The sequence below is a fragment of the Agarivorans sp. Toyoura001 genome (assembly GCF_005405585.1).
Taxonomy (GTDB): domain Bacteria; phylum Pseudomonadota; class Gammaproteobacteria; order Enterobacterales; family Celerinatantimonadaceae; genus Agarivorans.
Map to the genome: position 1 here is coordinate 69,248 of NZ_BJEQ01000017.1, position 25,532 is coordinate 94,779.

Below are 25,532 nucleotides of genomic sequence, written 5' to 3' on the forward strand. Positions count from 1 at the left end.
CAACAATGAATCCCTCGTGCCCCTTGCTGCACCTGTGATGTTGTTTTATGATGTCGGGTCTTAATTGTGGTTATTTAAGCGCTATTTTTAGCTTAAAAATCGTAATTGGCAGACAGAGAAAATAAACAGTTTACGTTAGTAGTATTCGCTTAACGCTTGACAGATATATAAAAACAACGCGAGTGAGAGCAACAGACAGGGTGTAAAGGAAGCCATGAAAAAAACAATGTACGAAAAGATCTGGGACGCGCATGTAGTCCACGAACCAAAAGGTAGCGCATCTATCCTTTTTGTTGATCGTCACCTCATGCACGAAGTAACTAGCCCGCAAGCCTTCGAAGGTTTACGCATTGCTAATCGCCCGGTTCGTAACCCACACAGCATTCTGGCTACAATGGACCACTGTGTTCCAACTAAAGCAGCCGACCGCGTAAGCTTGCCAGACCCAATTGGCAAAAAACAAATCGAAGTGATGGCGCAAAACTGTGCTGACAACAGCATTAACCTTTACGACATGAACAACGCCAACAATGGTGTTATTCATATTGTTGTACCTGAGCATGGCTTTGTACATCCAGGTATGGTGGTATGTTGTGGTGATAGCCATACCGCTACTCACGGTGCCTTTGGCGCCCTAGCCTTTGGTATTGGTACTTCTGAAGTAGAGCACATCATGGCTACTCAGACCATCCAACAGCAAAAATCAAAAACCATGCTGGTTAAAGTAGATGGCGAACTTTCTGAATTCGCTACTGCTAAAGACATTGTTCTAGCTATTATTGGTAAAATTGGTACCGCAGGCGGTACTGGTTATGTTATCGAATTTGCCGGTAGCGCTATTGAAGCCCTTAGCATGGAAGGTCGTATGACCGTATGTAACATGGCTATTGAAGGCGGTGCACGTGCTGGCCTTATCGCTCCTGATCAAAAAACCTATGATTTCTTGAAAGGCAAAGAATTTGCCCCTCAAGGTGAGTACTGGGAACAAGCCGTTGCTTACTGGGAATCACTAACCACTGATGAAGGCGCAGAGTACGACGCAGTAGTAGAATTAGCTGCCGCTGACATCGCTCCGCAAATCACTTGGGGTACTTCGCCTGAGCAAGTACTTCCAGTGGATCAAGCTATTCCGGATCCAGCCCAAATCGAAGACTCTATCAAGTCACTCGCCGCTAAAAGTGCCCTTAACTACATGGGCCTAGAAGCTGGCAAGAAAATGACCGATTTCCCAGTTGATGTGGTATTCGTAGGCTCTTGTACTAATGGTCGTATCGAAGACTTCCGTGCAGCCGCTGAAATGACCAAAGGCAAAAAAGTTGCCCAAGGCGTACAAGCTATTGCCGTACCAGGGTCTTACCCAGTAAAAGAACAAGCCGAGAAAGAAGGTTTGGATAAAATCTTCATTGATGCGGGTTGGGAATGGCGTGAGCCAGGTTGTTCAATGTGCTTAGCCATGAATGGTGATTACCTTCAACCTGAGCAACGTTGTGCTTCAACTTCAAACCGAAACTTCGAAGGACGTCAAGGTAAAGGGGGTCGTACCCACCTTGTATCACCAGCAATGGCCGCAGCCGCAGCCGTTGAAGGTAAGTTCGTCGATTTACGTAATTGGAAATAATGTAAACACATTGAGTTAATCGATGTGAGTTAAATTTTTGGAGTTAATGATGCAACCATATGAAAAACACAACTCTGTTGCTGCGGTAATGAACCGCAGTAACGTTGATACAGACCAAATCATTGCAAAGCAATTCTTGAAGAAAGTTGAGCGCACCGGTTTTGGTATCCACTTATTCCACGATTGGCGTTACCTAGAAGACGGTTCTGACAATCCAGAGTTTGAGTTAAACCGCCCCGAGTTTAAAGGCGCAAAAATCCTAATCGCTGGTGATAACTTTGGTTGTGGTAGTTCACGTGAACACGCACCTTGGTCAATTGCCGATTACGGTTTTAACACCATTATTTCAACCAGTTACGCTGATATTTTCTTTAGCAACTGCTTTAAAAATGGCATATTGCCAATTAAAGTAGATGCCAAGACACTGCAAGCATTAATGGATGAAGTAGAAGCTGAACCAGGCATTTCAATTACTATCGATTTAGAGAATCAGGTAATTAACACCCCAGCGGGTAACGAAATTACGTTTGATGTTGACCCATTCCGCAAAGAGACTTTATCTAAAGGTCTTGATGACATCGGTTGGACCTTGAAATTTGAAGATAAAATCGACGAATTTGAAGTGAAACACAAACAACAACTACCTTGGTTGTGGCCAAGCGCTTAGTTGTAGCTAGGCGCAGCTATCGCTGCGCCTGCTTTTAGCAATTTTCTTAACTGCGAGACATGGTTTATGGAGCAAAACCGCTCAATACAACTCATGGACACTACCCTTCGCGATGGCGAACAAACCCAAGGTGTGTCTTATTTCCCTCAGGAAAAAGTCAGCATAGGCAAAGCCCTACTCCAATCTCTAAAAGTTGATCGCATTGAAGTGGCATCTGCTCGCGTATCAGACGGCGAAAAATCTGCGGTACAGCAGCTTACCGATTGGGCAAAAGGCGCTGGCCATTTACAACAAATAGAAATTTTAGGTTTTGTTGATCACACCAAAAGCGTGGATTGGATTGTTGAATCCGGCGCGAAGATCATCAACCTACTTACCAAAGGCAGCCTTAATCACTGCACTAACCAACTGGGTAAAACGCTAGAACAACACATTGCCGACATTAAACAAACGGTAAGCTACGCACAACGCCAAGGTTTGAGTGTAAATGTGTATTTAGAAGATTGGTCAAACGGCTATGCTAACAGCCCTGACTATGTTTACGCCTTGGTAGAAGCGCTGAAAGACTTAGGCATTGAGCATTTTATGCTACCCGATACACTGGGCGTTATGGCGCCAAAAGAAGTATCAAGTAGCCTAAGCGATATGATTAGCCGCTTCCCAAACATAAAGTTTAATTTCCACCCACATAACGATTATGGTTTAGCCACCGCAAATGCTATGGCAGCGGCAGAAGCCGGTGTAGCTGCGTTGCATTGCACCATGAACTGTTTAGGTGAACGTGCCGGTAATGCCTCACTAGCTGAAGTATCGGTTGTGCTCAAAGATAAACTCGGCTTCAAGCTTAATATTGATGAAAAAGAGATTCACAATATTGCTAAGCTAGTAGAGAGCTTTTCGGGCAAACGTTTAGCGGCCAATACGCCGATTGTCGGCGCCGATGTGTTTACCCAAACGGCCGGTATTCATGCCGACGGTGACCAAAAAGGCGGTTTATATATTACCGAGCTTAGCCCAGAGCGCTTTGGCCGAGAACGCAGTTACGCGTTAGGGAAAATGGCCGGTAAGGCTTCAATTATTAAAAACCTTGAAGCGATGGAGATAGAAATATCGCCAGAGAACCAGAAAAAGCTGTTGGATAAAATTGTTAAGCTAGGCGACCAAAAAGCCACTATTACCCCTAACGATTTGCCGTTTATTATTGCCGACATTATGGAAAGCAATGATTTCGCCCATATTGAGTTACTTAACTGCTCGATCACCAGCGGCTTAGATTTAGAATCCTCTGCCAATATTCGCCTGCGAATTGGTGATGAAGTCTACAAAAGCTCTGGCCACGGCAACGGTGGGTTTGATGCCTTTATGAAAGCGCTAGCCTATCCGCTTTCTGAAGCTGCTCTCACCATGCCTGAACTTCTTGATTACGAGGTACGTATTCCTCCAGGTGGCCAAGCAAATGCCTTAACAGAATGTGTGATTCAATGGGCCGATGACGCCAAGCAGTTCCATACTCGTGGGGTTAACTCAAACCAAGTATTTGCCGGTATTCAAGCGACCCTGCGCATGTTAAACGTAAGGTTACATCAACGCCAGCCTGCGTAACATAAGGTTTCGGTTAACTAAAAAGGCGAGCACAGCTCGCCTTTTTTACATCAGAACAATAGTGACACAGCCAAATCAATTGAACTCAACGGCATGAAAGTGTGGGTTATCCATGAGTACTATTAAACGTTTAATCGAGCTTAAATTTATTAAGCGCTCATCTTCGCCTACCAATACTTTTATACATTCCTCTTGTTCTGTATTTCTTTGTGTACCCAAGGCTTTACCTTGAATGGTCTCGCCGTTTACAAGCTCGAGCTTTATTGGAAAATGATACATGCATACTATTTCGATATAGTCATAATCTTGGCAAGAAATCATTTACGCCTCTTCATTTAGTGCTGTTAACAATACAACAGACCGCCAATCACTAGACTAGCTTACACGGGCTTACGTGTTACACTGCGCGCCTTATTAATTTGTGTTGCTAGCCACTATAATAGCAACAGCCCTCTTTGTTGACCTGAGAACTATCATGCCATTTTCCAAACTCGGATTAAGCACGCCAATTTTGCACGCTTTAGCAGAGCTAAACTACCAAACTCCAAGCCCTATTCAACAGCAGGCAATTCCCTTGGTATTAGCCGGAAAGAATGTAATGGGCGCTGCGCAAACAGGTACCGGTAAAACGGCCAGCTTTGTGTTACCTATCTTGGAAAAAATCAGCCAACAAGGTGAAGATTTACGCGGTAAACGAGTACGAGCATTAATACTCACTCCCACTCGTGAGTTAGCGCAGCAAGTAGAAAAAAACATTGTAGACTACGCCAAACACCTAGAAATAAGCTCGTTGGCGATGGTGGGTGGTGTTGATTCAGAACCTCAGAAACAAGCGCTAATTTACGGGATAGACATACTCGTGGCCACCCCTGGAAGGTTGTTAGATATGATGTACCAAAGAGCGGTACATTTTGACCAACTAGAAACCCTGGTGTTAGACGAAGCCGACCGCATGCTAGATATGGGCTTTATCGACGATATCACTAAAATCGTTGACCGCTTACCAGACAATCGCCAAAGCCTGCTGTTCTCGGCGACACTGTCAAAGCAAGTTAAAGCCTTAGCGAAAACCACCATTTACGATGCGGTAGAAATATCAGTAAGCAACAATATCGATAACGCTCCCAAAATCGACCAGTGCTTGATTACCGTAGACAAAGATAAAAAATCTGCGCTGCTAAGCCATATGATTAAGGAAAATGACTGGCAACAAGCGCTAATTTTCATTCAAACCAAACACGGTTCTGCTAAGTTAGTGAGTCAGTTAGAAAAACGAGGCATTGCCGCTGAGGCTTTTCATAGCGGCAGAAGCCAAGCGTCGAGAAACAAGCTACTAGAAAATTTTAAGGCTGGCGAAGTAAAGTTTGTAGTGGCCACAGGGATCGCTTCTCGCGGTATTGATATTGATGAACTGAGCCGCGTTGTAAACTACGATTTGCCAGACCAAGCCGATGACTACGTTCACCGTATTGGCAGAACAGGTCGAGCTGGTGCTCAAGGCGAAGCGATATCATTTGTTTCTAGAGATGACTTTAGAAATCTTTGCGCCATAGAAAGCCGTATTGGTCACTTAATCGAACGAAAAGAAGTAGAAGGCTTTGTACCGACTAAAGAGGTTCCGGTTTCTATTCTTAACTACAAACCTAAATCTAAGAAAGGTAATGGCCACTATAGAGCCACAAAGAAAAAGGATTAATATTCTTGATTAAGCAAAGTCTTCTCGTGGTCGCAACCATGAGAAGGCTGGCATAAACGCTTAAGCTCAACTTCTTGCATTTTCTGCGTGCTAATCATTTAACTTCACTCAGTTAGTGGCTCTGCAGCTCTATAACCAGAAACGCAACGGTCACACAGTCAGATGTCGTTATTTACCTTTGCGCCTAAAAAGCCTGAGTTGTAAGCCAGCAAATTATAATCCGCTTGAATTTTGAACCACTACAAACGAACCGTTAGTCTTCCAGAATAATTGGTTTCACTTTTGCTCTGCCTAAGTCTTCAAAAAATGGACTTGGCCTGCCCTTCCCCGTAAGTTTCCACAGCAACAACTTAAGTACTGTTTTTACGACAATTTTACGCTGAGACAGACCTTGTAAGTGTTCAGGTAAGGGTTTTAAGGCTTGGTCAGAATGAACTGCACCTAAAGATTTTCCTAAGTTAAGGTCTGGTTGTTGCCCTTCTGCTACAAAGTCATGGAAAACACTAACAAACGGTAGCTTTATACTCACAGTATTAGCAATGGGCGTATTACAACAAGCACTATACCAACGGTAGATACCTTTTCTTTTTAACCTTAAACACGCTAGATGTTCAGCACCTTGGGTGATGCGTAAACTATTTGGAGCCACTTGGTATAGCTCTGTTCCACCGTACTCATTTAGAGTGTTTGAATCTGCTGACAAGTGATTGGCAAATCGGCGACAGTCTTTACAATAACACGCCATTCGGTTACAGCTATTGGCGCTGACTTGCTTAACTACACCTTCGATTTTGCCGCAATGACAGCGTAACGCTAAATCAATCACTAGAACTCCGTATTCCCTTTAGTCACAGCTTTGCTTGTATGGAAGCAGCTGTAAACATTGTTGTTTATATTGCGCCATCTGCATTCTTTCTTGCAAACAAAAATCGGCGATAGCGGCGGAAAAGTCACTTCTTTTTACATAGTGAGATGAATAAGTAGTGATGGGTTCAAAACCTCTTAACAGTTTGTGCTCTCCTTGTGTTCCAGGGTTAAAGCGTTTAATACCTCTTGATATCGCAAACTCAATCCCTTGGTAAAAGCACAGCTCAAAATGCAACATATCGGTTTGTTGCACGCTCCCCCAATAACGGCCATAAAGATTACTGTCATCAAAAAAGAATAAGGCTGAAGCGATAATTTGCTGATCTTTTTCGGCCACCACCAACAACATAGATTCACCCATGTTCTCGCAAAGCTGTTTAAAGAAAGCGAGAGACAAATAAGCCTGTTGGCCACGCTTTAAATAGGTGGCTTGGTAACACAGGTAAAAAGCGTCTAGTGCGGCTGAGTCTATATCGGCGCCAATTTTCCAGTGAATAGCATCTACATTTTGCTGAGCGCTTCGGCGCTCCTTATTGGTGTTTTTGCGTTTACGAGAAGTAAAGCTAGCCAAAAAATCGTTGAAATCTTGATAGCCTTTATTAAGCCATTCAAACTGCACTCCATGGCGGGTCATTAAACCAAGTTCTGCAAATTCATCGGCTAAGTCCTTACCAATAAAGTTGCAGTGCCAAGAGCTTAATTGCTGTTGCTCGCAAACGGTATAAACACTATCTACCCACTGCTTTATGAGCGATGCGTTAAGGTTTCTACCAAGGTGCTTATTGCTAGTTATAGGAGTAAAGGGCTGCATAGTGACCAGCTTAGGATGATACTCTACACCGTAACGCTGATAAGCGTCGGCCCACGCCCAATCAAATACATACTCACCATAACTGTGTTGCTTTATATAACTAGGGATCACTATTTGATGATCGGGCAACTCAATGTGATGTGGCTGCCAACCGGTGTTGCCGCCTACGCAAAGTTGCTCCTCAAGAGCGTCCAGAAAAATGGGATTACAAAAAGGTGAGCTAGCATCAAGAGACGATTTACAATCGCTCAGATTGCTATGAATACGAACCTGATGGATTTCACCTGCTTCTTTTAAACTTATTGTCACAAACTCACACTTGGCTACATATAAACAACCAAACTATAACAAAGCAGACCAGAACAACACCCGTTACAAGAAATAAAATAGGGGGTGTAAAGCCCCCAATAGCTAAGTGAACAGTGCTTTACTCTCTATCTTGGTCTAAATCACCATGGAAATGTCCATGATCACTATGACTAGGGGCAGCTTTTAACTTCGTGCCAATAGGTAAGTAAACTGCTGATGAGCTAAACCTCGCCTGCTGAACGACTGGTTCAGCAGGAAACAGCTCTTTTTTCATCGCATAATAGGTGGTCACATACGCCAATGCTTGAGTATTGATGTATGCTGCTTTAGCACTAACATTATTTAAGTCATCACACGCTTGGTGATAACAAGGATCGTAAGCTTGCTCAGCTTCACCACCAAATGCTTCGGCTTCAGCTACGCTTTTTACGCGTTCCGCTCCGGTGAACAAGCCACCAAATGCTACCCCCCAATCTGCAAAACCTGCGTAGTCTGAACGTTTAGACAGCGCTTGCGGTACCGTTTGTTCAGACTGTTCACTAAAAAAGCGGTTGAAGACAGACTCTATGTTTGAGGTACCAACAGGTGGAGTAAAGTCGCCAGTATAAGCATTATCAGGGCTATCTTTGGTGTCAGACAAATCCCCGTCCATTACACCAAATACATAGTTTGGCGAGCCAATCATATCGAAGTTCAAATAGAGTTTAATGTGATTAAGCTGGTTGTAACGTTGATCAACCAATGCATTTTGCTCTGGGCTTAATTCACTCACATCACCTAAGCCTAGCTCAGACAATATTTGCTGTTGAGCGGTATTATAAAGGGGAGCAAACAAGTCGTTAGTATAATACTCAGACCCAACTAAGCCAGCCTCTTCTGCGGCCCACCAAGCAAATCGAACTTTGTTCTTTAGCAAATGGTCATATTTGGCTAAGCGCGTTGCGTATTCTAATAAACCCACACTACCCGAACCATTATCGTTAATACCCGGACCTACTGCAACGGAGTCTAAGTGAGCGCCTAACATCACCACTTGCTCGGCGTCACCTCTTTTAGTTTCAGCGATAATGTTTTCGGTGACGATCATGTTGTCATCCGTAGATATGGTCAGCTCCCCTGTCACCGTCCCCACTAAACTCGCTTGATACCATTGCTCACCAAGGTCAAACGTTACCCCAAAGGCTGGAATAACCGCCTCACTATCACTTCCCAAGGTGCCATTTACAACGGCAGTACGCCCTTCATCATTGCCTTGATTAAATATAAGTGCAGCGAGTGCGCCCGCTTGCTGGGCATTCACTACTTTTTGGTTAAAACTACAGCCACCTCGTTGAATAACTGCTATTTTTCCTGTTAGTTCTAAGCCATCAAAGTCACTCACTTCGCAGCCATCGGTACTGTCATAATCGTCGGCGTCAAAGCGAAAATCAGGGCTAACAAATGCGATATCAGCCATCACTTTTCCAGTTGAACTAGCAGAGTAAGACATCGCTGCGTAATCAGCCGTTTCACCTTCGGCAATGTCAGAAATCCCTAATAAGTTTACTCCATCAACTTGCACCGCTGAGCCCGGTAGTTCCTCCCAACTCCTAAAGTCGAAGCTTTGCAATACCACTTGGTAACCTAGCGCTTCCATCTTGCCCACAATAAACTCTACAGAAGAACTATAGCCCTCACTGCCAGCCACTCGAGTAATTGAGTTTCCATCGGTAGTGGCTGAAGATAAGCCCTCTAAGCTGGCTAAATGATCTAGAATTGACGCTTGAGAAATTGACTTACTAAGCAGTTCTGCACCTAACGTCGCTTTCTGCTCTTCTGAACAAGCACTTATCAAACCCGCTGAAAGTGCAAGTAATAAAGTGACTTTTAATGTTCGCTTGTACCTATGCATTATGATTCCCTTTTAGTGTTCTATTAGATAACTCAGACAAGCTTCCCGCCTACCCTAATAGCAAAATAAACCAACAATTTGTTAAAAATAAGCATTTGCAATTGCAAACCCTCAACAAGATCCTAACAAATAATTAACTGTAGGAAATTTTGTAGTTTTTTGTATAAGAGACCATTGTTGATATTATTGACTATAAGAGTGATAAAATTAGCATCATGGGCTAGGTTAAGACAAATTCAACAATTTTAGACTCGACGATTTACACGAATCGCAACATAACAAGCTAAGATGCATTTGAAATACAGAGCAAAAACAAAGTTAAAGTAGGTTGATGGAATTTAAAATAAATAGGATAAGGTTTACATTTCGAGGGACATATTCTGCCTACAAAACATAAAACGCTTTAAACGAGGGTTAGTTCAACCATCTGTAAACTGATATGAATAAAGTTGAAATTGCAAAAATGGTAACAAGCCTGTTCACCACAATACTTATTAACATGGCTAATTTCATTGAGTTATCTTTAGGCAACAACAGCCACTAATCCAGATAGTTACAAGGCTAATTTAGGAGTACTTGAATACTCAACCGCAGGAGAAGAACACTGACGACCTTCCTGAGCTTGCCATTCTGTTAGCCATAATAAAAACTCATCAGCCGGTAAGGCTTTGGCGTACAAGTAGCCTTGAGCAAGCTCGCAACCTAAACTGAGTAACTTGTTTTGCTGCGCTTCAGACTCCACACCTTCTGCGATAACCGGTAAAGAAAAGACTTTGGCTAAGCTAATAATGCCTTGAATCATGCGTAAGTCTTTAGGGTCATTCAACTCGTCACGAACAAAGCTACGGTCAATTTTAATCAACTCTGCGGGCAAGCTTTGTAAATACGTGAGTGACGAAAAGCCGGTACCAAAATCATCTAAGGCAAAGCTCACGCCCATCTTCTGACATTGCGTTATGGTTTCCGCTACCTTCTGCAGATCATCTAAAATGCCAGTTTCGGTAATTTCTAACTGTAAACAATTTGGGTTAACTCTGGGATATTTAGCCAGTCGCTGTTGCAAGCGTTCAGCAAAATTAGATTGTTGAATATGTAATGCACCAATATTAATGCTCAACTTAAAACGACAGTTTGTTAGCTGCCAGCGCTGTAATTGCGCCAAGGCAGTGTCGATAACCCATTCCCCCAAATCAATGCTTAGGCTGTGCTCTTCAATAGCATCTAAGAAGCTCATCGGAGAGAGCAAGCCCTTACTAGGATGCAGCCAACGTAACAACGCTTCAGCGCCTATTACTTGGCCAGTCTTAATATTCACTTGAGGCTGATAAAATAGCTGGAGTTGCTGATTATTTAGTGCATAAGCAAACGCTTTACGCTTAGCGTAGGAACACTTAATCGCCTTGGCACTTTCGCTATTAAAAATGGAGTAGCAATTTTTACCTGCTAATTTAGCTTGGTACAGCGCTTGGTCAGCTTGGCGAATTAACTGTTCAGGTGCTAACTCTTCATGATGATTATCGGGGTAAAAAGTGAGGCCCACACTGGCAGAAGTAATTAACTCTATACCATTGAGGGTAATCGGCTTTACGCAGTTTTCCAGAATACGGTCAACTAATGTCAAACAGGCTTGCTGCTCGGTAGCACTGCAAAGTACTACTACAAATTCATCACCACCAAAACGCGCGATGGTGTCTTCAGCTCGGACGCAAGCTTTTAGCTGGGCGACTAACTGTTCCAGTAAGCGGTCTCCGACATCGTGGCCAAGTTCGTCATTCACTCGCTTAAAATCATCGAGATCTAACATCATAACTGCAATTTGAGTATGGTTGCGCTGTGCGCGAGCTACTGCAAGGCTAAGTCGGTCTTCAAGTAACAATCGATTGGGTAATTTTGTAAGGGGGTCGTGAGTAGCTTGATACGCTAATTGCCGTTCGCGCTTGTCTCTAAGTTTTGCTTCTTGTAAGGCTTCTATCCATCTACGTGCCAACACCCATACCAAAAATACCGGTGATAACAGCAGCATAATGATTAGTTCGTCTAACTCCCAGCTTTCATGAGCACGCGAGAAGTTATATATAGATTCAAACGCTTCGAAACGCGCTAACATAAAGCCTAAGGTTAAAATAGCCACTAAAGCGAAGATTAGTTCGGCCAATACCTTTAAATTTAACTTACTAGTTTGTCTATCCAAACTCAGTCCCTTGAGCTTTCATCCTAAATCGCAAAACGCGTTTTGGATCTATCATCAAGTATGATGTAGAAGCATTAGCAAAAATGACTTTGTGATTAATGTCATATAATTATAAAGTTAAAGTCTATTGCTTTAGGCTAAAGCTTACAAGCCTTAATAAGTAATCACACAAAATAAAAATCTATAATAATGATTAACTTAAGCTCGCCTCACTACTTTATCAGTTTAATCCCCTACCCACTTTACAAGCTCATCCTCAGTTGGCACCTCAAATTTTTGCCAAAATTGAGTCATCATTTCAGGCGTCTTTTGTAGGCGTGTTGGCCACAATCCCCTTTTCGCAAGTAAGCTCGTTCGCAACACCTTGCAAAGCTTACATTCAAATAGTGTATCTCATAATCAATAGCGAGTGATTCAACCCACTGCACCATTTGTTCACGGTCAATACGTCGCCATAAACCGCTATCTAGAACAACTGAATTGCCTAGCTTGATAAGATCAACGGCCGATTATTGAAAAAGGCGAGTAAGCGTGGCGATACGATTATCGAAGACTTTCGCTCCCTATGCTCACCAAATAATGGGGGCATCCATTCAACATAGTAAAACGAAAAGCGAGTAATTGATCAGCCAGTATTTTTGCGTAGGTGGTTTTCCCCGATCCAATAAAACCACATATAAAATACAACTTTTCCTTTAGAATCCTTAGTTAACATGACGAGTTACACTTCGATAAACTTATCAAAGCGGCTATCCATACACGCACTGATATCTGTAGTAATAAACTGGCCATCATAATACAAGCTAAAAATAGTCGCTGGTGTTGGGCTAGCTTGAGCCTGCTCCGAGCTAGTAAATTTAACTAAGTGCAAAGTAATGTTTCGCTTTTTACAACTTTCTTGTAGCGATTGGGTAACGTGATATTCAGCAAAGGGACAGCGATTAGAATAGTAAGCTACACATGTCTTTTCCTGCTGGTTTAAAGAGGGAGACTTAACATTTTCCTTAAAACAAGGCGGTTTATGGTTACGCTTAGAATTGATATCAAGCGCAAGCAATACAAAGCCGTTTGGCGCCTCGTCTACCACTCTAAAGCCCTGCCGAAGTAACCACTTAGTATCACTCAAAAAATGATACTTTTTACGCCCTCCCACAGTGACTAAACCGGCTTTATCTTGTTGCTTTGCGGCACTAAGGGCAGACGCCAATAAGCGTTTACCATGGCCTTGTTTCTTATATTTACCAGACACCCAAAAGCAAGCTAAGGCCAAATAATCGTCTGCTTCAATCGGCAACCAAGCGTTTTCAGCAGGTTGATATTCAATGAATACCTTAGCCCGTTCATCGAGTCGCTCAAATACCAATCCATGATCGAACTGCTCCCTTAGCCATGCTTTTTTTGCTAGGTAACTTTCTGTACACTTTTTATCCGAAAAGCCGCAGCAGATATGTTCATCAGCAATATTTTCGGCATTAAGTTGTATATAGTCCATAAACTAGCACTCCAAGTAGGATCGGGCCCTACTCTAGCAGCCAAATTGATGTGGGTACTGACACTGCACAATCAGTTGCTACTACTCATCAACTAGGGATCGGAAACACAAGATACAGGACGCGCTTGGGTTGCCGCTGAAGCAGCCTGTTGACCATCCCAAAGAGCTTTGAATTGAAACCCTGCGCCTCCAGGGGTATCCGTCCAATAACCGTAAAATATAGACCAACCATCCACAATATATAACTTATCTTGGGTAACATTGTTATGGTCATCGTAGAAATCATTTAACTCTGATACTGATGTTTGTCGCCAATTGTTTTTTGAATTAAATGCCAAGGTATTTAAATCTGCACAGTAGCGAGCATATTGACTTAAGCCACTGCCAGATTGTTTCATTCTTGCAAACTCCCCTATAGGGCTATAAATCCCTGAGCGGTCGTAAGTATTAGAATAAGTAGTCCCGGTATTATTTACACTATTGTCTATGGTATAACCCATAGTATTCAGCACCGCCAGACTCGGTGTATTGGTAAACTGTCGATTAAGTGCAGTACCACTCAAACCCAGTGTAACCTTTATACAAGGTCCCGCAGATGAATCCAGTCCACATTCGGGTACTGCGGCTGTAGCTTCTAAGCTACTTGTTGAGCTACTGACGCCACCTTGACTTGCTGATATATCAACATTGCCTGAAGCCAAAGCGGTTGCCGTACCAGATACAATACTAACCAAGCCGGTATTGCTACTTAGCCAAACCACTGAAGAGCTCACATCGACAGTGGAACCATCAGAGTAAGTCCCCATAGCAATGTAAGTACTGGAGCGTGATACAACCAAAATGTCCGTTAATGCCTCAACACTAATAGAAACAAGCTCCGCGGCTGTAACCGTTAAATTGACATCATCACTACTAATACCATTTAAGTTTGCGCTTATAGTGGTACTTCCCTCTATAACGCCCGTGGTTAAACCATTGACAATAGTAGCAACGCTTACATCACTGCTATTCCAAGATACTGTTGAACTTAAGTCTATGGAACTATTGTCGGTATAAACACCCATTGCCACGTAAGATTTGGTATTACCTTTTGCTATGCTACTAGCCGCAGCAGGCGTAATGGAAATGCTCAGCAACTCTTCTGCGGTCACTGTTAAATTGGCCGTATTGCTTGCAATGCCATTTAAACTGGCGGTAATAGCACTGTTGCCTGTGGCAACAGTATTCACCATCCCACCTACTACTGTGGCGATGTGAGAGTCACTGCTGTTCCAAGACACGACGCCACTAATATCTCGGGTACTATTGTCGGTATAAATACCTGTGGCAACATAGGCTTGAGTTAAGCCTTTAGCGATACTGCTTGAAGGTGGAGTAATTTGAATGCCAATTAACTCTTCTGCGGTCACTGTTAAATTGGCTGTATTACTTGCAATGCCATTTAAACTAGCACTAATAACGCTGCTACCTGTTTCTGTCGCGCTAGCAGATCCTGCGACAATAGTCGCAATATCAAGATCACTGCTGCTCCAAGACACGATTCCGCTGATATCTTGAGTGCTATTATCAGTAAACGTTCCCGTAGCGAAGTAAGTTTGCGTTAAGCCTTTTGCAATAGTGCTTATAGGTGGAGTAATTTGAATACTTACGAGTTCTGCATCTGTTACAACTAAACTAGCGGTATTGCTCATTACATCACTTAGGCTAGCACTAATAACACTGCTACCGGCAGTTAAGCCTGTCGCCAAACTATTAACAATAGTGGTTATACTCGGTTCACTGCTACTCCAGGACACTAATGTACTTATGTCTTGAGTACTATTGTCTGTATAAGTGCCAGTGGCAACATAGGCTTGGGTTAAGCCTTTAGCAATACTGCTTGAAGGTGGAGTAATTTGGATACGCGTTAGCTCAGCGTTTGTTACGGCTAAATCAACTGAATTACTGGTAATATCACCTAAACGGGCACTAATAATACTGTTACCAGCCGCTAACCCAGAGGCCAAACCCTTATCAACGCTTGCTATGCTTAATTCGCTGCTAATCCAAGATACCTGCTCGCTAATATCTTGGGTACTGCTGTCTGTGTATGTACCTATTGCGGTATAGCGATTAGTTGTACCTTTAGCAATTGATAAAACAACGCTACTAACTTGAATAGACACCAATTCAGCCGACGTCACCTCAACTTGGCTTTCGTTGCTTTCCAAATTGCCTAATGACACATTTAACGTAACCACACCTGGGCTTAGCGCTGCCAGTACTCCATTGCTAAGCGCAGCGATTCCGGCATGACTAATAAACCAATCCACGGAATCAGTAACATTCAAAACGCTATCATCACTAAAAGTCGCTAGAGCTTGGTAGTTGCGCGTTATTCCTGATGGTAAAACCAGTGATGCTGGTGTCAATTGCAACTTAGTGGGAATAGCGGCGCTTACTTCTAGCTCTAGAACATTACTTCGAAAACCCTTCAGTTCAGCAAAAACCACTGCTTGTCCTAGATCCTCCCCAACAATCTTGTTGCCATCAAAAACCACAACATTTCGGTCGCCACTAAACCATTCGACCTCTTCAGTAACATCTTTAATTGAGCCGTTATAAAGCGTAGCGGTAGCTACAACAGCCTGACGAAAACCTTTTGGTATTGAGGCCGATATTGAACTCCCTTCCTCTACCACCAGCGAGATTTGCAGTTTAGCGACATTTAGGTTGCCTGTAGTCTCAAAAATACAAGCATTAAGCGATGCAACAACGAAAAGCATGGCACAGTAAAACAAAAACTTGTTCATATACTTTGGCTTAATGATGAAAGCATAAATTGATACTAGAACAATAAAATTAAAGCATCAATAAACAAACAAAATCAATGTTTAAACAAAAGCTTATACTAAAATTAGCGATATAAAAACTTGCTAACTAGCCCCTTAAAAAAGATTTTTTAAACAGCTACGCAAGCAAAAAAAAGCCCTTGCAGAATGCTCTGCAAGGGCCGTTTAAAACAAGATGCCAAACTAGCTTAAATCAATCGCTTTAACTAGCTCTGCAATTGCATCCCAGTTTTGTTCTTTAATTAAGTTTGCCGGTACCATCCACGTTCCACCACAGGCTAAAACGGCATTAATGCTGAGGTAATCATTAATGTTTTTAACTGATACACCGCCGGTCGGCATAAATTTAACCGGATAAACCGCAGTTAAGGCTTTTAACATGCCTACACCGCCAGAAGGCTCAGCTGGGAAAAACTTCAAGGTGTCTAAACCCATTTCCATTGCTTGCTCAACCAACGATGGATTGTTAACACCAGGAATAATTGGCATGTTGCGTTGCTGACAGTAGCGAACAGTAGTGGGGTTAAAACCAGGGCTTACTACAAAATCAACGCCAGCATCAATAGCTTGGTCTACTTGCGCGCTAGTCAATACCGTACCTGCGCCAATTAGCATGTCTGGGTAAGCTTCACGCATATTAGCAATAGCTTGCGCTGCAGCAGGCGTTCTAAAGGTAATTTCGGCACATGGCAAACCATTTTCTACCAATACTTTTGCCAATGGCACTGCATCATCAGCGTTATCAATAGCGATAACAGGAATTACTTTAAGCGCTTGAAGTTGTTCATTTAAGTTCATGTTTTGTTCCTAGTTCTTATACCGCATCTGCGGTAAATAATAGCTGAATTTTTGGCATATGCGCAGCGTCAATTACCGCACCTTTATGCTGAATAACAGTACCTGCCACTTTGTGGCCAGTTAACGCAGCTTGCTCGGTGTTTGCACCGTGTAAACGTGCAACAAGGTACCCTGCGGCGAATGAGTCACCCGCAGCATTAGTATCAACCACGTTAGTTACTTTGGTTGCAGGCACACTAATTGCGCCATCTTCGGTCACAATCAAGCAGTCTTTGCTACCGCGTTTAATGACCAACTCACTAACACCTAAAGCTAAAGTGCGCTCTATGCACTGCTCTATATTCTCATCACCGTAAATTTCTTGCTCATCATCAAAGGTAAGCATGGCGGTATGAGTACAAGCTAATACTTTTGCGTAAGCTTCAATTGCTTGTTGCTTGCTCTGCCATAATGCTGGGCGAAAGTTATTATCAAAAACAACTTTAGCCCCATTGGTTTTGCACTGAGCTAATACTTGGAAGAGTTTTTCACGAGATGCTTCAGGTAACACTGCAATGCTAATGCCAGATAAGTACACTACATCGTAGCTGCTTAGCTCCGCCAATAGCTCTTCGCTAGCTCTGTCTAACCAAAATTTTGCCGCTGAATCGTTACGCCAATACAAAAAGCTACGCTCACCGGTTTCGTCTACCTGCACCATGTACATGCCCGGTATCTTATCGTCTAGTTGCTGCACTAAGTGGGTATCAATATTTTCAGCATGCCAAGTAGCGATCATTTGCTCGCTCAAGTTATCGCTACCTAATGCAGTAACATAACTTGCTTTGGCTTTTTCACTAATCCGTGAAAAGTAAACAGCAGTATTTAGTGTGTCGCCACCAAAGCTCTGACGAAGGCCTTGTTCTTGCTGCTGTAGTTCTACCATGCATTCGCCGATAAAGGCGACTTTTAACTCAGTCATGAATGTTTCCTCTTAAGACAAGAAGTCCTCACGCGGTGGTGAGAAACAATCTACTAATACGCTGCCTTCTTCAAGCGCCACTGCGCCATGCATAAAGGTTCTGGGAGCAATATAGGCATCGCCTTTCTTAACGATTTTCTTCTCGCCGTTAATTTCAGCTTCAAAACTACCTTCGGCTACGTAACCAATTTGGTCATGTAACTCGTGGGCATGTGGTGCGCCAATTGCGCCCTTTTCAAAACGTACGTGAACAACCATTAGTTGGTCTGTGTGCCCCACGATTTTGCGCGTGATACCGTCGCCTAGATCGTCCCAAGGTGTTGCTGCTGAATCAAAAAATGCTGTCATAATGTTTCTCGTTATGGTTAGTTTTCGGTTGTGCTTAAGGCAAATCCGTTTTTTATAAACCAAGGCGGGCATTGTGCTCGCCTTGGTTTAAGCATCTAGCGCTTATTCCGTCGTCGCTTCTGCCGGTATATTTTTATTTGGTTTTCTTGCCGCTTGAACTAACAAGATACCCGCTACTAGTACAATAGTTCCACACAGTACAAACAAGGCTCTGCCAGAAATATCGTTTGGTATCATCGCCATAGAGATGATACCGAAGCCAGCTACGCTAATTAGATTACCCAACATTGAGCGCTGCTTAGTATCTAGGTTGTGTTGCTCTTCAGTATTAGCGTGAACAGGGGTATTCCAATCACGGAACAACTCGGTAACTTCCGCTTCACGCTCTGGTGAACGGCCTTTGAAGAACATGGTTGAGGCTACAAAGAAGCCACCAGTGAACACTACGTGTGCCGCTAAGCTCAGGCCAACTTTAAGATCTGCCCACTCACGACCAGTTAACGCTTGGTCCAAACCAAACCAGTTTTGAATATCGTCTGCAGTTAACGCGATACCAAATACGTAAGACACCACACCACCCACAACTAAGGTTCCCCAACCAGCCCAATCAGGCGTATTGCGGATCCACATGCCTAGTAGCACAGGAATGAGCATTGGGAAGCCAATTAAGGCACCAATATTCAATACAATGTCGAACAAACTTAAGTGACGAAGCGAGTTAATAAATAGCCCGATAGAGATAATCACAATCCCCATGAAAATAGTGGCTGCTTTACTCGCTACAATCAGTTCTTTTTCGCTAGCGGCTTCTTTACGCACGATGGGTGAATAGAAGTTGCGAATAAAGATACCGGCGTTACGGTTAAGACCCGAGTCCATAGAGCTCATGGTTGCCGCAAACATTGCCGACATTAACAGACCCACCATGCCCGCTGGCATAACGTTTTGTACAAAGGCCAGGTAAGCTGCATCAGCACCACCTACCGAGCTATACGCTTCGGCAAAGTCAGGCATAAAGGCATTAACGTACCAAGGTGGTAAGAACCAAATAAGAGGGCCAACAATCATCAAGATACACGCTAGGCCTGCAGCCTTACGCGCGTTATCGCTGTCTTTAGCACAAAGGTAGCGATAAGCATTAATGCTGTTGTTCATTACACCGAACTGTTTTACAAAGATGAAAACAATCCATAGTAAGAAAATACTCACGTAATTAAGGTTACTGCCCATCACGAAGTCGCCATGGAAGTTACCAATAATGTTAGTTAAGCCACCACCGTGGAAGTAAGCCGCTATGGCACAGGTAATTGTTACCGCCATAATAACCAACATTTGCATGAAATCAGACGCGACAACAGCCCACGAACCGCCGGTTACCGCCATAATCACTAGCACTACACCAGTAAAGATAATGGTTGTTTCCATTGGGATGTTGAACACAGCGGCAACAAAAATAGCCAAACCGTTTAACCACACACCCGCCGAAATAAGGCTGTCTGGCATACCTAACCAAGTGAAAAACTGTTCAGAGGTACGTCCGAAACGTTTCTTAATGGCTTCTATGGCTGTTACCACGCGAAGTTGTCTAAACTTCGGTGCGAAATAAATGTAATTCATAAAGTAGCCAAACGCGTTGGCTAAGAACAAGATAACGATGGCAAAACCGTCGCTAAATGCTTTCCCTGCTGCTCCAGTAAAGGTCCATGCTGAAAATTGAGTCATAAATGCTGTCGCACCTACCATCCACCACAGCATTTTACCGCCGCCTCTAAAGTAGTCACTGGTAGAAGATGTGAAGGTACGGAACATCCAACCTATCGCAATTAAAAATACGAAGTAGGCCAGTACAACAACGATATCAATACTCATAGCCGCCTCTGAAGGTTAAAGTTTAATGAGAAAATGTAAGAACACGCTAAGTCTAAAACAATTAAATTATATTGTAATACAAAAACACTTTATTCGTGATGAAGATCCAATTATTTTTCCGATACATTCAGTTGATGCGTCAAAAAGCACATAAAGCCAGCAATAACAACGAATACACAGATCAGCAGCAACACCACAAACATAAAATATAAAGAAAGATATATTGTGAGTAATCTCACTATTTTTTGTCCGCAAGGATGAACCCACCCTTTATTTGTATTACTTTATAGCAATAAATTAATGTATTCAGAGGTTTTTAGATGCTTGCGACAACAAATGCAGTGCTACTCGACCAGCAAGAAATTACCGAGATTAGTGCGCAGCTTGGTACCAACAGCTTAATGGGTTTAAGCCTAGCTAAAATGATTAGCGATACTCAAACTTACATGGCCGCCCCTATCGAAGTACCGGGACATGGAGAAGCCGGCGGCTACGAGCACAACCGTCACAAGCAAAACTACCAATACATCAATCAGGCGGGTCGTTTATTTCTAATCACTGGCGACGAACAATACGCCAAATTTACCGCTGAGATACTGACTGAATATGCCGACAAATACTTAGGCTTTGGCTTTCACATTCAACGCAACACCAACCCACCAGGTCGTTTGTTCCATCAGATCCTAAATGAACATGTGTGGTTACTTTACTCAAGCTTAGGCTATAGCTGCATTAAGCACTGGTTGAATGATGAACAGCGCCAGCACATCGAAAGCAAACTATTCCAACCTATGTTGAATATGTTCACGGTAAAATACGGTCACGATTTTGACCGCATTCATAACCATGGCTTATGGGCAGTAGCTGCGGTAGCGATTTGTGGTTTAGCCATCGATAAACCAGAGTACGTTGAAATGTCTGTGCATGGCCTTAAAGGCGATGATGTAAGTGGTGGCTTCTTAGCGCAAATTAGTCAATTGTTTGCACCTTCCGGTTACTACATGGAGGGGCCTTATTATCACCGTTATGCGATTCGCCCTCTGTGTTTATTTGCTGAAGTATTGCACCGCCATCGCCCTAGCCTAAATATTTTTGAATACAAAGACCAAGTGATTGGTAAAACCATTAAAGCCTTATTAGCCACTGCCTATCCTAATGGCGTATTCCCTGCTTTAAACGATGCGTCTTTATCTATGGGTATTAAAGACCAAGGCGTGGTGGTAGCAGTAAGTTTGGCCTACAAACATTATGGCCACGATGACAAACTGCTCGGTATGGCTAACATTCAGCAGCAAGTGTGGATACACGGTTGTGGTTCAGCGCTTTCACAAGGCTTTGAAAAATCAACCAATACCAGCCTGCCGCATTGGCCAAGTGTTGAATTGAACGAAGGACCAAACGGAGACCGTGGTGCTCAGGGCTTTATTCGCCTTCAAAGCCAAGACGGTGACGTAAGCCAATTAGTTATGAACTATGGCCAACACGGTATGGGGCATGGTCACTTTGACACCTTAGGCATTAGCTTCTTTAACCGTGGCCAAGAAGTGCTTAAAGAGTACGGTTTTGGACGCTGGGTTAACGTAGAGCCAAAATTTGGCGGACGCTACTTAGATGAAAACAAGTCTTACGCGCGCCAAACTATTGCCCATAACGCGGTGGCAGTAGACCAAGGTTGCCAAAATGACTTTGATGTAGAAACTGCCGACGCTAAACATGGTGTTCCACATTTCTTCGAAAACCAAACCAAAGACCTGCAAGCGGTAAGTGCATTTGCCGATAACTTTTATCCTGGCGTGGACCAGCAACGCAGCTTATTGCTGATAAACGATGATGCCTTAGACGCCCCCTTGCTGTTAGATGTTTTCCGCATAAACAGTGAAGAAGAGCATAGTTACGACTACGCATTGCAATATCAAGGGCAAATAATTCGCTGTAACAGCGACTACCAAATGCATGGCGAACTCTTGCCAATGGGTAGCGACTTTGGTTACCAGCACTTATGGAATGTTGCCCAAGGCAAAGCCGCAAACAACAGCCTTGTTAGCTGGTTACAAGGCAATAGCTACTATTCGTGGATTAGCGCCAGTGAAGCCAACGACGAGCTATTCTTTACCCGCGTTGGTGCCAATGACCCACAATATAACTTGCGTAGCGAAACCAGTCTTATTCTGCGCCGCCAAGCCAAATCGACAGTATTTGCCAACGTGTTGGAAACACATGGTTACTTTAATGAAGCCGTAGAAGCGAGTACCAATGCTCGCGGTAAAGTAACAGAAGTAAAGGTGATAGCCAGTAACGAAATAGGCACTGTGATTCAAATACTGGGCGAAAATATTCATTTCACCGTAATGCTTAGTAATCAGCGAAACATAAGCGCCGATACTCAGCATTCTATAGAAACTAATCAACAAACTTATTGCTGGCAGGGATCTCTGGCGTTAGAAAAGAACCGAGGTTAATCATGACTTACCAACCACTATTGATAAGCTTTGAAGAAGCAAAAGAGCTCGCTAAGCAATTAAATACCGATTCACTTATTGGTCAATCTATCGCTAGCGAAATAGCCGCGTTAGAGGCATACATGCCATTAGGCATCGAGATCCCTGGTCACGGTGAAGCCGGTGGTTACGAACATAACCGCCATAAGCAAAACTACATCCATTTAGATTTAGCCGGTCGTTTGTACCTAATTACAGAAGAACAACGCTACCTAGATTATGCGCGAAGCATGCTGGTTGAATACGCCAAGGTGTACCCTACTTTAGAGCTAAACACTAGCCGAGACACCAATCCACCAGGGCGCTTGTTTCACCAAACCTTGAACGAAAACATGTGGATGCTTTACGCCTCATGTGCCTATTCGTGTATTCGCCACAAACTCGCAGACGATGAACAAACATTGATCGAAAATGATTTGTTCAAATTGATGATTGAATTGTTTGTTGACGTTTATGCCCATGATTTTGACATAGTACATAACCATGGTTTGTGGGCAGTAGCAGGGGTAGGTATTTGTGGCTATGCCATTCAAGACCAAGCCAGTGTAGATAAAGCCTTATACGGTTTAAAAGGCGATAGCGTAAGTGGCGGCTTTATTGCCCAACTTACTCAATTATTTTCGCCAGACGGTTACTACATGGAAGGCCCTTACTATCACCGCTTTTCGCTGCGTCCAATCTTTTTGTTTGCCGAAGCCATTGAACGTCGCCAACCAGAAATTGGTATTTATCAGTTAAAAGACCAAGTGATTAAAACCACCACTTACGCGGTAATGTCTACCGCCTTTCCAAATGGTGTACTGCCAGCGCTTAATGATTCCTCTAAATCTATGGACATTAATGACGAAGGCATTTTGATTGCGACCAGCATGTGCTTTAGCCGTTACCAACGTGACGCAAACTTGGTTGCTATGGCTAAACACCAAAACAAAGTGTGGGTACACGCCTCGGGCGCTAGCTTGTCTGATGCCAGCAATAACGCTGCAAACTTAGGCGGTTTTAACTGGGGCAGTTTAGTGTTAACAGACGGCGCTGAAGGCGATCGCGGCGGCGTGGCGATTTTACGCCACCGTGACACTAGGCAAGACGACAGCATGGCGCTTCTATGGTTTGGCCAACACGGCAGTGATCATAAACTTCACTCGGCGCTAGACCACGGCCACTTTGATGGCCTGCACTTCAACCTATTTAATCGTGGCCAAGAAGTGCTTCACGATTACGGTTATGGCCGCTGGGTAAACATTGAGCCTAAATTCGGTGGTCGCTACATTCCTGAAAACAAAAGCTACGCTAAGCAAACGATTGCCCATAATACCGTGGTGGTTGATTTCCAAAGCCAAAACCAAGGTGACACAGCAACCGCTGAACAAAAGTGGGGAGAGAAACATTTCTTCGTAAGCGGCAACAGCAAATTACAAGCGATGAGTGCGTTTGTACGTAACTACTACCCAGGTGTAGACCAACAACGCAGCGTTATAATGTTTGAAGCGGAAGGCTTTACTAAGCCATTAGTGCTAGATTTATTCCGCTTGGTGAGTGAGCAAGAACATAACTACGACTATACCCTGCACTACTCTGGTCACTTTATTAACAGCGATTTTAACTACCAATGCAAAGCCACGTTAAAACCCTTGGGCGACGCACACGGTTACCAGCACTTGTGGCATCAAGCGACTGCAGAGGTAAACAACTCAAGCCTAATGACATGGTTACAAGGCAACAGTTATTACTCAGTAATAAGCTCAGCAACAGCGAACAGCCAAGTGATAATGGCGCGCACTGGCGCCAATGATGCTGACTTTAATTTACGCAGCGAGCCAGTACTGATACTTCGCCAGAAAGCTAAAGATCATTTATTTGCTAATGTATTTGAAACTCACGGCTACTTTAATGAAGCCATTGAAGCCAGCACTGAGGCACGCGGCCAAGTAAGTGCCGTAGAGGTTCTCACTCATAATAAAGTGGCGTCAGCGGTTGCGATTCATCTGGTGTCGGGTAAACACATTACGGTATGTGTGTCTAACCAAGCCAATGTAAAAAAAGACACTCAGCATCAGCTAGAAGTTGACGGTAAAATCCTGCGCTGGAGTGGTCCTGTATTCATTGCATAACAATTATTATGTAAGCGCTTATAAAGCCTCGCTATCGCGAGGCTTTCTCTTATTCAACACTTATATTCAGATTCTAACTAGACAATAGCTTACTGATATAACGACACTTTCTACTGGTTGTTCGTAACCACTCCATTCGCCAATAACTCCTCATACAACGAAAAACTGAAGCGGGCTAATGGACGACATTCTGGAACATCGCTTCACTCCGCGCTTAGAAAACCTAACAAACCTTCTCGTCATAAAAAATTCACACTGTGAAATAGCATAATCAAAGACTTAGCAGAGTGTTCACTATTTAAACGACAAATTTAACCCAAATGGGGAATGGCTCATTTTCTAAACGAAAGATATTCTGCAGCTATACCTAATTAGGTATGACAATAAATCAGTTCATTGTCACTAGCACGGATGCTTAATATCAAGGAATGAGGTAATGATATGACTGTAGTAATCACTCTCGCACTGCTCACTTTAATCATGTTGGCACCAATTAAAATTGGCACTCAAGTATTAAAAATAGAACGCTCAGGCATGGATGTATGCTTTGTTGCGGTCATCTTGGCCATTGCAGCAGGCATGCTAACCGATATAGTCATTGGCCAAGGGTTCTTCCCCACTTTGGTAGCAATAGTGGTAACCAGTATTTTATTTTCACTGTTGTTTAAAACCACTGCAGTTGCAGGATTTGTTTTAGCCTTATTATCCACCGGGATCCAGCTACTATTCACCGTAGCAATTGTGGCATTTGGTGTGGCTATTGCGTATACCCTCTCTTAACTGGTACTTGTCTCCTAAGAAAAGGAAGCGTCTCGCTTCCTTTTTTATTTCCAAATTTTCTCTCAGTTACAACAAGTTGCTAACCCTATCGCAGCACACTTTGGCTTACAAAACCTCGCATCTTAAACGTATCACCGCTAACATTAAGGTAACAACATTGTTAAATTGATATAGAAATTGCAATCAGGTTTA

18 protein-coding genes are annotated in these 25,532 nt (G+C 43.3%); 7 read left to right on the forward strand and 11 right to left on the reverse strand.

What is annotated here, in order from left to right; genetic code table 11:
* Positions 1–214 precede the first annotated feature (214 nt).
* From leuC to FFR00_RS17230, 3 genes are all read left to right on the forward strand, one after another.
* Positions 215–1,618 (forward strand): 3-isopropylmalate dehydratase large subunit, encoded by a 1,404-nt coding sequence (gene leuC, locus FFR00_RS17220; RefSeq protein ID WP_137674657.1) that lies wholly within the window; start codon positions 215–217, stop codon positions 1,616–1,618.
* 49 nt (positions 1,619–1,667) lie between these two features.
* Positions 1,668–2,285, forward strand: coding sequence for a 3-isopropylmalate dehydratase small subunit (leuD, locus tag FFR00_RS17225; protein WP_137674686.1), 618 nt, complete (start codon positions 1,668–1,670; stop codon positions 2,283–2,285).
* Positions 2,286–2,378: 93 nt separating this feature from the next.
* Positions 2,379–3,887: an alpha-isopropylmalate synthase regulatory domain-containing protein gene (locus tag FFR00_RS17230; protein WP_235836250.1), complete on the forward strand. Its 1,509-nt coding sequence runs from the start codon at positions 2,379–2,381 to the stop codon at positions 3,885–3,887.
* Positions 3,888–3,962: 75 nt separating this feature from the next.
* Here FFR00_RS17230 and FFR00_RS17235 read toward each other — a convergent pair whose 3' ends face one another.
* Positions 3,963–4,208, reverse strand: coding sequence for a Rho-binding antiterminator (locus FFR00_RS17235; protein ID WP_137674659.1), 246 nt, complete (start codon positions 4,206–4,208; stop codon positions 3,963–3,965).
* Positions 4,209–4,362: 154 nt separating this feature from the next.
* Here FFR00_RS17235 and FFR00_RS17240 point away from each other — a divergent pair, with 154 nt between their 5' ends.
* Positions 4,363–5,583 carry a DEAD/DEAH box helicase gene (locus tag FFR00_RS17240; protein ID WP_137674660.1) on the forward strand — a complete coding sequence of 407 codons (1,221 nt, stop codon included), beginning with the start codon at positions 4,363–4,365 and terminating at the stop codon, positions 5,581–5,583.
* Between the two features lie 253 nt (positions 5,584–5,836).
* On the opposite strand, the gene FFR00_RS17245 is transcribed toward FFR00_RS17240, so the two are convergent.
* The 10 genes from FFR00_RS17245 to FFR00_RS17295 all read right to left on the reverse strand — a co-directional run bounded on the left by FFR00_RS17245 (position 5,837) and on the right by FFR00_RS17295 (position 19,951).
* Positions 5,837–6,409, reverse strand: a complete 573-nt coding sequence (locus FFR00_RS17245; protein WP_137674661.1) for a DUF6151 family protein — start codon at positions 6,407–6,409, stop codon at positions 5,837–5,839.
* An 18-nt stretch (positions 6,410–6,427) separates the two neighbouring features.
* A complete protein-coding gene (locus FFR00_RS17250; RefSeq protein WP_137674662.1) occupies positions 6,428–7,570 on the reverse strand; it encodes a GNAT family N-acetyltransferase in 1,143 nt (380 codons plus the stop codon).
* A gap of 118 nt (positions 7,571–7,688) precedes the next feature.
* Positions 7,689–9,461, reverse strand: coding sequence for a M28 family peptidase (locus tag FFR00_RS17255; RefSeq protein ID WP_137674663.1), 1,773 nt, complete (start codon positions 9,459–9,461; stop codon positions 7,689–7,691).
* Between the two features lie 553 nt (positions 9,462–10,014).
* Positions 10,015–11,652: a bifunctional diguanylate cyclase/phosphodiesterase gene (locus FFR00_RS17260; protein WP_137674664.1), complete on the reverse strand. Its 1,638-nt coding sequence runs from the start codon at positions 11,650–11,652 to the stop codon at positions 10,015–10,017.
* Between the two features lie 721 nt (positions 11,653–12,373).
* A complete protein-coding gene (locus FFR00_RS17270) occupies positions 12,374–13,144 on the reverse strand; it encodes an N-acetyltransferase (protein ID WP_137674665.1) in 771 nt (256 codons plus the stop codon).
* Between the two features lie 92 nt (positions 13,145–13,236).
* Positions 13,237–15,936, reverse strand: a complete 2,700-nt coding sequence (locus FFR00_RS17275; RefSeq protein WP_137674666.1) for an Ig-like domain-containing protein — start codon at positions 15,934–15,936, stop codon at positions 13,237–13,239.
* A 222-nt stretch (positions 15,937–16,158) separates the two neighbouring features.
* Positions 16,159–16,773 (reverse strand): bifunctional 4-hydroxy-2-oxoglutarate aldolase/2-dehydro-3-deoxy-phosphogluconate aldolase, encoded by a 615-nt coding sequence (locus FFR00_RS17280; RefSeq protein WP_137674667.1) that lies wholly within the window; start codon positions 16,771–16,773, stop codon positions 16,159–16,161.
* Between the two features lie 16 nt (positions 16,774–16,789).
* Positions 16,790–17,734 (reverse strand): sugar kinase, encoded by a 945-nt coding sequence (locus FFR00_RS17285; protein WP_137674668.1) that lies wholly within the window; start codon positions 17,732–17,734, stop codon positions 16,790–16,792.
* Positions 17,735–17,746: 12 nt separating this feature from the next.
* The gene (locus FFR00_RS17290) at positions 17,747–18,082 is read right to left on the reverse strand and encodes a cupin domain-containing protein (RefSeq protein ID WP_137674669.1); all 336 of its coding nucleotides are present in this window, start codon (positions 18,080–18,082) and stop codon (positions 17,747–17,749) included.
* A 102-nt stretch (positions 18,083–18,184) separates the two neighbouring features.
* Positions 18,185–19,951 (reverse strand): transporter, encoded by a 1,767-nt coding sequence (locus tag FFR00_RS17295; RefSeq protein WP_137674670.1) that lies wholly within the window; start codon positions 19,949–19,951, stop codon positions 18,185–18,187.
* Positions 19,952–20,271: 320 nt separating this feature from the next.
* Between FFR00_RS17295 and FFR00_RS17300 the strand changes: the two genes are divergently transcribed.
* The 3 genes from FFR00_RS17300 to FFR00_RS17310 all read left to right on the forward strand — a co-directional run bounded on the left by FFR00_RS17300 (position 20,272) and on the right by FFR00_RS17310 (position 25,340).
* Positions 20,272–22,410 carry a heparinase II/III family protein gene (locus tag FFR00_RS17300; RefSeq protein WP_137674671.1) on the forward strand — a complete coding sequence of 713 codons (2,139 nt, stop codon included), beginning with the start codon at positions 20,272–20,274 and terminating at the stop codon, positions 22,408–22,410.
* 2 nt (positions 22,411–22,412) lie between these two features.
* A complete protein-coding gene (locus tag FFR00_RS17305) occupies positions 22,413–24,560 on the forward strand; it encodes a heparinase II/III family protein (protein ID WP_137674672.1) in 2,148 nt (715 codons plus the stop codon).
* A gap of 441 nt (positions 24,561–25,001) precedes the next feature.
* Positions 25,002–25,340 (forward strand): hypothetical protein, encoded by a 339-nt coding sequence (locus tag FFR00_RS17310; protein ID WP_137674673.1) that lies wholly within the window; start codon positions 25,002–25,004, stop codon positions 25,338–25,340.
* Positions 25,341–25,532: the final 192 nt, after the last annotated feature.